Consider the following 14,071-nt stretch of genomic DNA (forward strand, 5'->3'; position numbering starts at 1 on the left):
CGACGACGCCGATCTCTTCCCGCCGCGGTTGCGTCTGTTCGCCGCAGCGCATCTGCGGCAGGGCCGTTCCGTGTTCCGAAGGGGGATTACGGAGCGGCCCGGCGGGGCGGTGCGCGAGCGCTCGGAATCACGCTGAGCGCAATGCTGCCCGATGGTCCGACCACCGCCTTATCGTCGGCAGGTGGTATCGCGTAGCAGAGCTCGACGGCATCTCAAAACGGTCACCGGAGTCAGCGGCGGTACCGATATCTACGCGGCGGCGGTGGATCCGGGACGGTCGACGCTCGACACCGCGATCGCCGTCGCGAAGGTCGCCGAGGAGCACAGGTTCGACGCGCTCTTCGCCGCCGATCTGCTCAGCTTCGGCGCGCAGGGGGCGATCGGCGCGCAGGAGCCGCTGATCCAGCTTTCGGCATCGAGCTCGGTGACCAGGCATATCGGCCTGATCGCCACGGTCACGACCACCTTCCACCACCCCTACAATCTGGCCCGGCTCTTCGGCACCCTCGATCATGTGAGCAACGGCAGGTCCGGCTGGAACGCCGTGACCTCCTCGCTGGGCGAGGAGAACTCCAGCGACGAGGAATTGCCCGGGCCGGAACAGCGTTACGCGCGGGCCGCGGAATCGCTGGAGGTGGTGCACGCCCTCTTCGACTCGTGGGGCCCGGGCGCCCTCACCCCGGACGGCCGCGGGGCGCCGTACTCGATCCGGCCCGCGTGCGCCCGATCGACTACCGGGGTGAGCATTTCACCGTGCGCGGTCCGCTGAACATCCCGCCGCTGCCGCAGCGACGCCCGGTGCAGTTCCAGGCCGGTCAGTCGGCGGGCGGGATCGAACTCGGCGCCCGTTTCGCCGAAGCCGTGTTCACCTCGCTCACCACACTCGACGACGCCCGCGCGTACACGGACAAGATCCGGGGCCGCGCCCGGGACCTGGGCCGGCCGGCGGGGCTGCCGTATATCTTCAGCTCCTTCCACGCCACCTACGGCGCGACCGAGGCCGAGGCCGCGCGGCTGGTCCGGGAGCAGGAGGAGTCCTTCGATCTCGAGGCCGGCCGCCGGCTGCTCGCGGATATGCTCGGCGGCGGGGTCGACCTCTCCGATCTGCCCTTGGATCGGCCGCTGCCGGAAAGCGTTCTTCCCACGGTGGATTCGGTGCACCGCCGACGCGGGCGGGTGGAGATCTTCGCGCGCCTCGCCGGTTCCGGGCGCACCCTGCGGGAGTTGATCCTGGACGCGCGGCACACCGGCCACTGGTCGGCGGCGGGGACGCCGGAGCAGTTGGCCGATGCCATCGAAGAGCGTTATCGCGCCGGAGTTCTCGACATCATCTCGCTGGGCGGCCTGGACGATCCCCGCACCCGGGATTTCGTCATCAACGGCCTGCTGCCCGAGCTGCGCCGCCGCGATATCGTCGGCGCCGACTATCTCGGTGCCACCTTCCGGGAGAACCTGGAACTGCCGCCGCTCCCCGCGGCCGATACCGAGCGCGTGGCGGTATAGCCGCCGGACGAGGCCGCGGGGGTAACGTCGCGCCGACCGTGATCCGGGGCCGGGCTCCGACCGCTCAGAAGTACCGGACGGCCACATAGGCCCAGGCCAGCACGCAGCTGAGTGCCGTGACCACGATGCCGTACCTGGTGAACTGCCAGAAGGTGATCCGGTGCCCGGCCCGGCGCGCGATATCGAGTGCCACCACATTGGCGCTCGCGGCGACCGCGGTGCCGTTCCCGCTGAAATCCGCGCCGAAGGCGAACGCCCACCACAGCGCGCCGCTCTGCCCGTGATCGGGAGTCTGTTCGACCAGCCCCTCGACCACCGGGGCCATGGTGGTCGTATAGGGGATGTTGTCGATGAACGCGGCCACGACGGCGGAACCGAAGACCAGGACTGCCGAAGCGAACAGCGGATTGTCGCCGAACGCCGCGACGGCCGCGTCACCGAGGAACTCGATCACACCGGTGTGCACCAGACCGGCGACCATCACGAACAGGCCCATGAAGAACACCAGGGTGCCCCATTCCACCTCGCGCAGGATGTCACCGAGATCGAGCCGGGAGATCAGAACCATGGCGCCCGCGCCGAGCAGCGCGATGATGGACGGCGCCACGTGCAGCATCGAATGCAGGCCGAAACCCACCACGACCCCGGCCAGTACGAGCAGGGCGCGGGTGAGCAGGCGCGGGTCGGTGATGGCCCGGCGTTCCTGCAGGGCCGCCACCGTCTCGATGTGTTCGGAACGTTCGCGCAGATGCTTGCGGAACAGCCAGCGGGTGAACAGGACGAACAGCGCGAAGATCACCGCCACGGCCGGGGCCATGTGCAGCAGGAAGTCGTTGAATGTCAGACCCGCCCGGCTGCCGATGATGATATTGGGCGGATCGCCGACCAGAGTGGCCGCGCCACCGATGTTGGCGGCGAGCACCTCGGCGATGAGAAACGGCTGCGCGGCGAACCCCAGCCGCCCGCACACCACGATGGTGACCGGTGCGACGAGCATGATGATGGTGACATTGTCGAGCAGCGGCGAAGCGACCGCGGTGATGATCATCAGCATCACCATCAGCCGGAACGGGCTGCCGTGAGATCGTTTCGCGGCCCAGATGGCGAGGAAGTCGAACAGGCCCGTCTGCTTGATGACGCCGACGATGATCATCATGCCGAGCAGCAGGAAGATCACGTTCCAGTCGATGCCGACGTGCGCGTTGTAGAAGACCTCCTCGCCGGGCACGAGACCGAGAACGGTCATCATCCCGGACGCCACCAGGACGACCTTCACCTTGTCCGCGCGTTCGGTGGCGATGAACCAGAACGCCCCGACGAATACGACGACCGCCAGGATCTGGTTCATCGGCGCACCTCCCCTCGGCCCGGTGGCTCAGTCGTCGGGCCCGGCGACGGCCAGGCTGACCAGTAGTCGTTCGAGGGTGATGCCGCCGACCAGGGTCCGGTTCCGATCCACCACCGCGACCAGTGGGCTGTGCCGCTGCGCCATGAGGGCGGCGATCTCCAGCAGGGTGGCGTCGCGGTGCACCACGGCCGGGCGCGGCGCGTGCTCGGGCAGACAGTCGCCCACCGTGAGATCGCCGGGTTCGCGCCAGAACAATTCGGCGTGTAGTTCGTCGATGGTGCGCGCCAGCGCGGGATCGTCCTGATAGGAGCTGGGGATGGCCAGTCGCAGCACCTGGGTGCCGGGCAGGACGGCGACGGGCCGGCCGGCCTCGTCGACCACGATGAGGCCGGGTAGCCGGTTGACCACCATCAACCGCATGGCCTTGGCGACAGGGTCGCCGGTGCGAACGGTCGGCAGCCCGACCGCGATCTCGTGTGCTTGCATCGGATGGTCCCGTCGCGCGTGCGGGGAGAGGGTTGTCATGGCCGGAACCTGTCGCCGGTGAACTGGTCCATCAGCCGTTCCAGCCGGGCCACCCGGTCGGGCAGGGGTGTGCTGTGCAGCAGTTCGGCGAGCTGATCGGCTTCGTCCGGGCCCAGTGCGACGGTGTGGACGGGTTCGTCGCGGGCGGTGTGGTAGACGTGCAGGTGTTTGTCGCCTTCGGTGCCGGTGACCAGGGCGAAGCGATCACCGCTGCGGGTCAGCAGGTGGTGCACGGTGCCCTGGCCCGGTACGGTGCCGCGGTCGATGTCCACGTCGAACGCTCCTCCCGCAGCCGGTTTTCCCGGGTTCCAGTCTCGGCGCGCGGCGGTATCGACGGCCATCGGTGCCGCTACCCATCTCCGGTGGCCGGGGTCGTGTAGCGACGTGTCCCGAAGATGGGTGTCACGCCCCATGGACAGCCCGGACGCCGACGGCCACACTGAGGTCATGGACCGTCCGGATACTGGAAACGGCCTGTTCCGGCGGCATACCCGGACCCCGGTCGACGCGCTGTTCCGGCGAATCTTCCTCATCAACGGATTGGTCTTCACGCTCGGCACCCTGGTGCTGGCGGTCTCGCCGGCGACCGTCTCGTCTCGGGTGCGGCTGACCGAGATACCGGTGCTGGCGGTGGGGCTGGTGGTGATCCTGGCGGCCAATGCCTTCCTGCTGCGGTCCAGTCTGGCTCCGCTGGATCAGCTCGTCGTCTCCATGCGCCGGGTGGACCCGCTGCGGCGCAGCGGCCGGCTCGACGAGCGCGGCAACGGCGACCTGTCCCGGGTGATCGACTCGTTCAACGCGATGGTCGACCGGCTCGAATCCGAACGGGCGGCGGCCAGCGCGTCCGCCCTGGCCGCCCAGGAGGGTGAGCGCCGGCGGATCGCGCGGGAACTGCACGACGAGATCGGCCAGAGTCTCACCGTGGCATTGCTGTCGATGAAGCGGGCCGCCGACCGCGCCCCCACCGATGTCGTCGATGTCCTGCACGGTGCCCAGGAGACCGTGCGCGCCTGCCTGGACGAGGTGCGGGGAATCGCGCGGCGGCTGCGGCCCGATGTACTCGACGATCTCGGTCTGTCCAGCGCGTTGAGTGCGCTGTGCAGCGAGTTCAGCTCGACGGCCGGTATCGGTGTGACCCGCGACGTCGACCGGAAACTGCCGCGGCTGGATCCAGATATCGAACTCGTCTGCTATCGGGTCGCCCAGGAGAGCCTGACCAATATCGCCCGGCACGCCGGCGCCCACCGGGTCGGGCTGAGTCTGCGGGTGCACGGTGATTCGCTGGTGTTGCGGGTCACCGACGACGGACACGGCGGGGTGGCCGGGGACGGCTCCGGTATCCGTGGGATGCGCGAACGCGCACTGCTGGTGAACGCCACCCTGACGATCGAATCGCCGCCCGGGGACGGCACCGAGATCTGCCTGCGTATCCCCCATCGAGGCGAAAGGAGCACACCGTGACGAACCCGGCCGTGGCCCGCGTCCTGCTCGCCGACGATCACGCGCTCGTCCGCTCCGGCCTGCGATTGATCCTGGACGCCGAACCCGACCTCACCGTCGTCGCCGAGGCCGCCAACGGTCACGAGGCGGTACAGCAGATCGGTCACATCCCCGTCGACCTCGCGATCCTGGATATCGCCATGCCGCGGATGACCGGGATCCAGGCCGCCCGCGAGATCCACCGGGACGCCCCGCAGGTGCGGATCCTCATGCTCTCGATGTACGACAGCGAACAGTACTTCTTCGAATCGCTGCGGGTCGGCGCCTCCGGCTATGTGCTGAAATCCGTGGCCGACCGCGATCTGCTCGAGGCATGCCGGGCGACCCTGCGCGGCGAGTCCTATCTGTATCCCGGCGCGGTGAATTCCCTGATCCGCGACTGGTTGCAGCACGCCGACCGCGACGAGCCCCTGCCGCGCAGCCTGCTCACGCCGCGCGAGGAGGAGATCGTGAAATTGGTCGCGGAGGGGTATTCGTCGCGCGAGATAGCCGGCGACCTGGTCATCAGTGTGAAGACCGTGGACCGGCATCGGGCCAATATCCTGCAGAAGCTCGGGTTACGTGATCGGCTGGCGCTGACCCGTTACGCCATCCGCGCCGGACTCATCGAGCCCTGATCGATTCCCGCCGGTGTCCGGACCCGGTCGCGGGTCTCCGTGCCCGCCGCCCCAGGGCAGCGGGGCGGCGCTGGCCGGTAGCGCCAACGCCGCCAGGGCGATCGCCGCGCGCACGCCGAGCGCGGCCGCGAGAACACCGCCGAGAGCGATGAACGCGGGCTGGACGCATTTCGCGCTGATCGACCAGGCGGTGCCGACACGCACCATATGGTCGTCGGCGGTGTGGTTCGTGCGATAGGCGGCGAACACCGGGTTGAACACGCCGGCGCAGAGGAGCAGCAGTGTTTCGGCGACCAGGAGGACAGTGAGCCCGAGCGGTCCGGGCCCGGCGAGCACGATCAGCCCGGGCCAGCAGGTGCGCAGCGTGCCCGCTCCGAGCAGGACGGTGTGTTCGCCGAACCGGGCGACCAGCCGCGGGGCGCACCAGGATCCCAGCAGTCCGCCGAGCCCCGGCAGGCCGAGGACCAGCCCGTACTGCCATGGCGGGAAACCCAGTTCGCGGAGTACGAGCAGCGCCGGCAACGGTGAGATGAGCACCAGCGAACCGCCGCAGAGCGTGGCGTTCCAGAACAGCCGGTGCAGGGTCGGGTGCGCGAAGAGGTAGGTCCAGCCCGCTTCGATCCCCTGCGCGGTACCGCGGTCGCTGTTCCGGTGCGCGGGTGGCGTTTCGGGCGTGCGGATCCGGCGGATACCCAGTGCCGACACCAGGTGTCCGAGCGAATCGATGATCAGTGTGGTCGTCGTCCCGGATACCGCGACGAGCAGTCCGCCGACCGGCCCGCCCAGCGTGGAGAGCTTTGAACCGAGCGGAAGAGCGATCACGGCCGCCGCGACCCCGGCGCCCGCGACCATCAGTGAGACCGGGAGATCGGAGGCGCCGACCAGCACTATCGCCACCAGCGGCAGCGCGCCGGCGCCGAGGGCGCTGCCCAGTCGGCCGGCGGTGAACGCGCCCCGGAGCCGGTAGAAGTCGGGCGGAAGCCGCTCGGCGGTATCCGGCCGGACTCGGCGGGGAATCAGGCCGGCGGGCACCGGTTCGCATCGTCCGATGGTGCCGTACCGCGAGCGGGGCACGGTCCACGGCTCGGGGGTATCGCCAATGGTGGGGATGATTATACGCTGAACGAAATTGCCCTTTGGTGGCGCTCGGGGAGCCGAGTCGCCGAAGGAGCCGTATGGCGAATGGGACGGCCGTGGCCCCCGCGGTGAATCGGACGCGGCGCCCGGATCTTTCCTTCCGTGCCGCCCGGTGGACGGCTGTGCCGAGGCGAGTCGGACGCTGGGCCGGTGAAATGTCGCGTGCGCGAGTGGTTGTGCCCGCGGCGGTTTCCGGTCACCGGGTGGACTCGGGTGCGAGCGCCGGTGCCGGCCGCTCGGGCGGGCCGCGGTGGGCCGCGGTCGGCGGCTGCGCCGACCGGCGAAAAAGACCAGGTCGCCGCGGTTTTCGAGTCACACTCCGTGGGGTGCGGAGGCCTATTGTGGGGGTATGAGCTGCGAATCCGCGCGCACTCTGCCACACTCGTCTTGGACCGTGTTGATCGGTCGGTTTTCAGATGTGTGCGATGTGGAGATTTCGAGCGTGAGGTCGAGGTGACGGATTCCATCGGCCGGTCGGGTCCGGTGGTGGTGACGACGGCCCGGGGGCCGGGGGTGTGGCGACCGGGTGTGCGGCCCGGGGCTGCTGCGGGTGCCGGCGTGGCGCGTGCGGGGTTCGTGGTGGAACGCGGTGGGAGCGCCGCCGCAAATTCTGTTACGTTGCGTGCCGGTGTCTTTCAAGCGAAGGGCCGGTTACCGGAAATCGGCAGGTTGCGGGAATTCGAGCGCGGTGGCATTGTAATTGCGCGGCCGGCGGATCCGGCCGGCGAACTCACGGATTCCGCGGTGCCGGGGAATCCGATGGAGAAGTGGTTTCGTTCTTGGGACGGGAAAATGGTTCTGGTGGCCACGGGTTGTGTGCGTGAATTCGATGGTTTCGCCCACGGGTCGTTTATCCGAATGATACGAGCCGTCAATGTAATTCGTGAAGTCGTCATCGGTGGTTTTCGGCCGATGCGGCAAGCCCGTCCGGTCGCGTGCAGTGGCCGAAGGCATCGAATACTCTCCGTCCCGCGCGTCTGACACACGCCGATAGGCGACGGGACAAAATAGACATTCTGCGCAATCCTCTCGGCGTTGTGGCCGGAGCGGTTGATCCGAAACAATGACGGCCCTTTGCTCCGTGTACTCATTTACCGGGTAAAGCAAACGACCCGAACAACTTTGAGCGTTCTCCTGGAAACCGGAAAGTCCGGACCGGGCTTTCTGGCAACCCATTTCGAATTTGCGGATGTGATACATGGACAAAGGCACCGGTGACTCTTCCGGCCGGACGTTGGAGTACCTGAAAAAGGTCACTGTCGAGCTGATGACGACTCGTGACGACCTGGCGAAACTGCGGGAGAGACTCGACGAGCCGATCGCGATCGTCGGAATGGGTTGCCGGTACCCGGGCGGCGTCGAATCTCCCGACGATCTCTGGGATCTGGTGGCGACCGGAACCGATGCGGTGGCCGGGTTCCCCACCGACCGCGGCTGGGACCTCGCCGGGTTGTTCGATCCGGACCCGGACCGGTTCGGGAAGGTCTACACCCGCGAGGGCGGTTTCCTGCGGGGCGCGGGTGATTTCGACGCCGGCTTCTTCGGCATCAGTCCCCGGGAAGCGGTGGCCATGGACCCGCAGCAGCGATTACTGCTCGAGGTCTCCTGGGAAGCGCTCGAGCACGCGGGCATCGATCCTGTCTCGCTGCGCGGGAGCGCGACCGGGGTGATCACCGGTGTGGCCTACCAGGATTACGGGACCATCGCCAAGGCGTCGGGGCCGGCGGCGGAGGGATATGTGTCCATCGGCTCGGCGGCCAGTGTGGCCTCCGGGCGGGTGTCCTACTCGCTGGGCCTGGAAGGTCCGGCGGTGACGGTGGATACGGCCTGCTCGTCGTCCCTGGTGGCGATTCATCTCGCCTGCCAGGCGCTGCGCCGCGGTGAGGCGTCCCTGGTGCTGGCCGGCGGAGTGACCGTCATGGCGACCCCCACGCTGTATCTGGACTTCGCCCGGCAGCGGGGTCTGGCCGCGGACGGCCGGTGCAAATCGTTCTCCGCCGCTGCCGACGGGGTGGCCTGGGCCGACGGCGTGGGTGTGGTGGTGCTGGAGCGGCTGTCGGACGCCCGCCGCGCCGGGCACACCGTGCTGGGCATCGTCCGGGGTTCGGCGGTGAACCAGGACGGCGCCAGCAACGGGCTGACCGCGCCCAACGGCCTGTCACAGGAACGGGTGCTCGCGGCGGCGCTGGCCGACGCGGGCCTGCGACCGGTGGATGTGGACGCGGTGGAGGCCCACGGGACGGGAACCGCGCTCGGCGATCCGATCGAAGCCCAGGCACTGCTCGCGGCCTACGGCCGGGGGCGCGCGGAGCGGCCGTTGCTGATCGGCTCGCTGAAATCGAATATCGGCCATTCGCAGGCGGCCTCGGGCGTGGGCGGCGTGATCAAGATGGTGCAGGCGCTGCGCCACCAGGTGCTGCCGAAATCACTGCACGCCGACGAATTGTCCCCGCACGTGGATTGGTCCTCCGGGGCGGTGCGGGTACTGAGCGAAGCCGAACAGTGGCCGGCCGGTTCCGGGCGGGTACGCCGGGCCGGGGTGTCCTCGTTCGGTATCAGCGGGACGAACGCGCACGTCATCATCGAAGAGGCCCCGACGGAACCGGCCGGTGACGCGGCCGCCCCCGAGGCCACGGCCGCCCCCGCGCAGACCACCGTGGTACCGCTGCTGCTCTCCGCGAAGACCGACGACGCGCTCCGGGCACAGGCGGATCGACTGCGGCAGTGGCTGCTCGACCGGCCCACCGCCGACCTGTGGAGTGTCGCGGCCACCCTGCTCGGCCACCGGACCCGGTGGGATCGTCGCGGGGCGGTGGTCGGCGCCGACCGGGAACAACTGCTGACGGGACTGGCCGAGCTGGCCGCCGCGGCGCGGGAATCCGGACCGAAACCCGGCCGGACCGCGTTCCTGTTCACCGGGCAGGGCGCCCAGCGGGCCGGGATGGGCCGCGAGCTCTACGGCGCCTTCCCGGTGTTCGCGAGGGCCCTGGACGAGCTGTGCGACCGGTTCGACCCGCTGCTCGGACGCTCGCTGCGGGCGCTGATGTTCGACCCGGCGGCGACGGAACTGCTGAACCGGACGGAGTTCACCCAGCCCGCGCTGTTCGCCTACGAGGTCGCGCTGTTCCGGCTCCTCGAATCCTTCGGCCTCGCCCCCGATCTGGTGGCGGGACATTCGATCGGCGAACTCGCCGCCGCCCATGTGGCGGGTGTGTGGTCGGTGCGCGACGCCTGTGCGCTGGTGGCGGCGCGCGGCCGGCTGATGGGCGCGCTCCCGTCCGGTGGCGCGATGCTGGCGGCGGCACTCACCGCGGCGGAGGCGGCCGAACTGCTGGCAGACCACCCGGGGACCCTGTCGCTGGCCGCGGTCAACGGTCCGCGCTCGGTGGTGTTCTCCGGGACCGCGGACGCGGTGGACGCGGTCGAGAAGCTGCTGGCCGGCGAGGGGATCCGCAACTCCGGACTGCGGGTGAGCCACGCCTTCCACTCGGTGCTGATGGAACCGATGCTCGCGGAGTTCCGGTCGATCGCCGAAGGTCTGGCCTACAGTGCGCCATCGATTCCGATCGTCTGCACCGGTGCGGCGACCGGTGCGGACCCGACCGATCCCGGCTACTGGGTCGAACAGGTCCGGGGCTGTGTGCGATTCGCTCCCGCCGTGGACACGCTCGTCGAATCGGGCGCGCGGCGCTTCCTGGAACTGGGTCCGGACGCGGTACTCACCGCGATGACCAGCGAATGTCTCATCGACCGCCCGGAGATCGAAGCCGGGTCGCTCGTCGCGGCCGCGGCCCGGCGCACGGCCGACGAGGTCACCCAGTTCACCCGGATGCTCACCCAGGCGCACAACGCCGGCCTGGAGGTCTCCTGGCAACCGCTGTTCGCCGGGCGGGCCACTCACCGGCTCGAACTGCCCACCTACGCTTTCCAGCGTCAGCGGTACTGGCTGGAGCCGGGCACCGGTACGCCGGGACAGCCCTCGGGCCATCTGCTCGGCGCCGCGCATGCCCTCGCCGGCCGGGACGAGTGGCTGTTCACCGGACAGATCTCCACGCGCACCCACCCGTGGCTCGCCGACCACGCGGTCTTCGGGACGGTGCTGGTGCCGGGTACCGGGTTCGTCGAACTGGCCCTGCACGCCGGAAGCCGGCTCGCCGCGGAGACGATCCGGGAGCTGGTGCTGGAGGCGCCGCTGTTGCTCGACGACGCGGCCGCCGTGGACATCCAGGTCGTGGTGGAAGCCGCCGCGAGCGACGGCGGCCGCCGCTTCACGGTGCATTCGCGCGCCGCCGGTGCGTCCACCGGAGATACCGCGTGGACGACCCATGCGGTGGGAGTGCTGGCGCCCGGCACGACCGGGGACGTCGCACCCGCGTTCGACACGCGGGTGTGGCCGCCGGTGGGCGCGGAACCGATCGACCCGGTTCGGCTGTACGAGCGTCTGTCCGATATGGGCTTCGGATACGGCCCCGCCTTCCAGGATGTGCGGGCGGCATGGACCGCCGGTGACGAGGTGTACGCGGAGCTGCGCCTGCCCGCGGGTCTCGACGGACAGCCGTTCCGCGTCCACCCGGCGCTGCTGGACGCCACCTTCCATCCCGCCCTGGACCGGCTGGCCGATACCGACGCCGGGAAGGTGCCGCTGCCCTTCTCCTACGCCGGGGTGCGTCTGGCCCGGCCCGCGGCCGACGCGGTGCGTGTGCGGGTCGGGCTGGTCGATACCGACTCGGTGCGTGTCGACGCGGTCGATATCGCCGGGAATGCGGTGATATCTATCGAATCGGTGCTCGCCCGGCCGGTCGACACCCGGATGCTGCACCGGTCCCGAGCCGGCACCGATCCGCTCTACACCCTCGCCTGGACCCCGGCGCCCGCACCGGCCGCGGCGCCGCGCGACCGGGTCGCGGTGGTGGGCGCGGTGCCCGTCACCGGTGACGCCGTGGTGTTCCCGGATCTCGGCGCGCTGCTCGCGGAATCCGACGCTCCTCGCATCGTGGTCTGGCGGACCGACGAGGCCGCCGGGTCCGGCGGTACGGCCGCGGCGGCCCGGGCGCGGGTCGGCGCCGCGCTGGCGGCGGTGCGCACCTGGCTGGCCGACGAGCGGACCGGGGAGCACACGCTGGTCGCGGTGACCGGCGATGCCGCCGAGATACCGGGACAGTTCTGCGATCCGGCGGCGGCGGCGGTCTCGGGCCTGCTGGCCTGCGCGCAGGCGGAGTATCCGGGACGGATCGTCCAGCTCGACCACACCGGGACGAGCCCGCTGACCTCCCGTGCGGTGTGCGACGCCGTCGCGCTCGGCGAGCCCCGGGTGGCTGTCCGGGAGTCCGGTGCGCTGGTGCCTCGGCTGGTGCGGGCCGGTGCGCCGGACGGCCGGCCGGTGACCTTCGGGACCGGTACCGTGCTGATCACCGGCGGCACCGGGGGTTTGGGCGCGCTGGTGGCCCGGCATCTGGTCGCGACGCACGGGGTGCGGCAGTTGCTGTTGGTCTCCCGGCACGGACCGGCGGCCGCGGGGGCCGGTGAACTGGTCGACGAACTCACCGCGGCCGGGGCACAGGTGCGGGTCGCCGCCTGCGATGTCGCCGACCGCGCGGCGCTGGCCGCCCTGCTGGACTCGGTCGGCCCCGAGCACCCGGTGACCGCGGTGGTCCACAGCGCGGGGGTGATCGACGACGGCACGATCGACACACTGACACCACACCAGCTGGACCGGGTCCTGCGTCCGAAGATCGACGCCGCGCTGAACCTGCACGAACTCACCCGGGACCACGAGCTGGCGGCCTTCGTGATGTTCTCCTCGGCCGCGCCGCTGCTCGGCGGGCAGGGACAGGGCAACTACGCGGCCGCGAACCGTTTCCTGGACGCGCTCGCCCAGCAGCGCCGCGCGGCCGGATTGCCCGCGCACACCCTGGCCTGGGGCCTGTGGACGATCGGTATGGCGGCGGGGCTCGGCGAGGCCGGGGCCGAGCACATGGTGCGCCAGATCCGCACCCGGCTCGGTCTGGTGCCCATCGGCGCGGAGACGGGTCTGGCACTCTTCGACCGGGCACTCGCCGGCACCCATCCGCTGACGCTCACCGCAGTGCTCGATACCGAGGCGCTCACCGCGCTCTCGCGGTCGGGGGTGCTGCCGCCGGTGCTGCGTGATCTGGTGCGGGTCCCCGTCACCGCCCCGGCGGCGGATACCGGGTCACTGGCGCAGCGGCTCGGGACGGCACCCGAAGCCGAGCACTACGACCTGGCGCTGCACGAGATCCGGGCGCTGGCCGCGCTGGTGCTCGGGCACAGTTCGGCCGCGGACGTCGATCCGGACGCGCTGTTCGCCGAACTGGGGTTCGATTCGCTGGGCGGGGTGGAGTTCCGCAACCGGCTGGCCGCGCTCACCGGGTTGACTCTGCCGTCGACGCTCGTGTTCGAATATCCCACCGCCGCGGCGGTCGCCGAGATGGTGAGCGAGCGGCTGGCCGCCGCCGGGCCGGAACCGGCGGCCGCGCCCGCCGCGACCTCGGGTCCGCGGGGCAGCCTCACCGAACTGGTCGTGGCGGCCCACCGGCGCGGCGCCGTCGACGAGGTGCTGCCGCTGCTGATCCAGAGCGCGGAGCTGACCGTCGCGTTCGATCGCCCGGCCGGGCCGGGGGATATCGGTAAGCCGATGCGGCTGGCCCGCGGAGGCAATGGGCCGACGGTGATCTGCGTGCCGTCCTTCCTGATCGGCAACGGACCGCACCAGTTCGGGAAACTGGCCCGGGAACTGGGTTCCGACTTCTCGGTGCACGCCCTGTGGCTGCCCGGAACCCGGCCGGGGGAGCCGCTGCCCTCGTCCTGGGACGGGCTACTCGATCAGCTCGCCGATATCACCCTCGACACGGTCGGCGCCGGCTCCTTCGTCCTGGCCGGGTACTCGATCGGCGGCGCGCTCGCCCACGGGCTCGCGGGCCGGCTCGCCGCGCGGGGGCGGCCGGCACTGGGGGTCGCGATGATCGACACCTATTCACCCGACGACGAAGCCGGTAATCGCGCGGTCTTCGCCAGCGCGCTCGGCCTGGCACTGGACAGCGGTCACGAGCTGATCGCCGTGGACGACCGCTCGCTGGTGGTGATGGCCGACTACGCGCGGATCTACGGCAGCCGGCCCGCGCTGCCGATCTCCGCCCCGACACTGGTGCTGCGGGCGACCACCACGATGCCGGGTCTCGCCCTGCCCGAACCCGTGCCGCAGTGGCAACACCGCGGCGTGACCGTGGAGATCCCGGCCGACCATCTCACCGTCATCGACGACGCGGTACCGGTGGTGGCCGAGCGGATGCGGCAGTGGCTGGGCTCGCTCGGCGCGGCGGCCGGGGAACCGCCCTCCTGAGCGCCGCGGACCGGCACGGCGCACGCCTGCGGTCCGGTCACTTCCCCCATCCCACAGTGCTTTTCAGCGAAATCGGCAAGA

At 70.4% G+C, this 14,071-nt stretch carries 7 protein-coding genes and 1 pseudogene; 4 read left to right on the plus strand and 4 right to left on the minus strand.

Translation table 11 applies throughout. The features are described 5' to 3' along the window. The first annotated feature begins 151 nt into the window (after positions 1-151). Positions 152-1,503: pseudogene (locus tag ABZV91_RS06830) on the plus strand (NtaA/DmoA family FMN-dependent monooxygenase). 64 nt (positions 1,504-1,567) lie between these two features. Here the strand turns inward: ABZV91_RS06830 and ABZV91_RS06835 are convergent. Genes ABZV91_RS06835 through ABZV91_RS06845 form a run of 3 tightly spaced genes read right to left on the minus strand, consistent with a single transcriptional unit; the run spans position 1,568 to position 3,648 of the window. Beyond that, positions 1,568-2,851: an ArsB/NhaD family transporter gene (locus tag ABZV91_RS06835; RefSeq protein ID WP_355236545.1), complete on the minus strand. Its 1,284-nt coding sequence runs from the start codon at positions 2,849-2,851 to the stop codon at positions 1,568-1,570. A gap of 27 nt (positions 2,852-2,878) precedes the next feature. Beyond that, entirely contained in the window at positions 2,879-3,376 is a 498-nt protein-coding gene (locus tag ABZV91_RS06840) for a CBS domain-containing protein (protein ID WP_355236547.1), read from the minus strand. Then, positions 3,373-3,648 (minus strand): hypothetical protein, encoded by a 276-nt coding sequence (locus tag ABZV91_RS06845; RefSeq protein ID WP_355236550.1) that lies wholly within the window; start codon positions 3,646-3,648, stop codon positions 3,373-3,375. The genes ABZV91_RS06840 and ABZV91_RS06845 overlap by 4 nt, the downstream gene beginning before the upstream one ends. A gap of 175 nt (positions 3,649-3,823) precedes the next feature. On the opposite strand from ABZV91_RS06845, the gene ABZV91_RS06850 reads away from it, so the two are divergent. Together ABZV91_RS06850 and ABZV91_RS06855 are read left to right on the plus strand one after the other, a co-directional pair. After that, positions 3,824-4,837: a histidine kinase gene (locus tag ABZV91_RS06850; protein WP_355236552.1), complete on the plus strand. Its 1,014-nt coding sequence runs from the start codon at positions 3,824-3,826 to the stop codon at positions 4,835-4,837. Further along, the gene (locus ABZV91_RS06855; RefSeq protein WP_355236555.1) at positions 4,834-5,493 is read left to right on the plus strand and encodes a response regulator transcription factor; all 660 of its coding nucleotides are present in this window, start codon (positions 4,834-4,836) and stop codon (positions 5,491-5,493) included. Before ABZV91_RS06850 ends, ABZV91_RS06855 begins: the two co-directional genes overlap by 4 nt. Here the strand turns inward: ABZV91_RS06855 and ABZV91_RS06860 are convergent. Further along, positions 5,434-6,525 (minus strand): MFS transporter, encoded by a 1,092-nt coding sequence (locus tag ABZV91_RS06860; RefSeq protein WP_355236557.1) that lies wholly within the window; start codon positions 6,523-6,525, stop codon positions 5,434-5,436. The genes ABZV91_RS06855 and ABZV91_RS06860 overlap by 60 nt on opposite strands. Before the next feature lie 1,303 nt (positions 6,526-7,828). Between ABZV91_RS06860 and ABZV91_RS06865 the strand changes: the two genes are divergently transcribed. Beyond that, positions 7,829-13,990, plus strand: a complete 6,162-nt coding sequence (locus ABZV91_RS06865) for an SDR family NAD(P)-dependent oxidoreductase (protein ID WP_355236560.1) — start codon at positions 7,829-7,831, stop codon at positions 13,988-13,990. Positions 13,991-14,071: the final 81 nt, after the last annotated feature.

It is taken from the genome of Nocardia sp. NPDC004568 (assembly GCF_040609955.1).
GTDB lineage: Bacteria > Actinomycetota > Actinomycetes > Mycobacteriales > Mycobacteriaceae > Nocardia.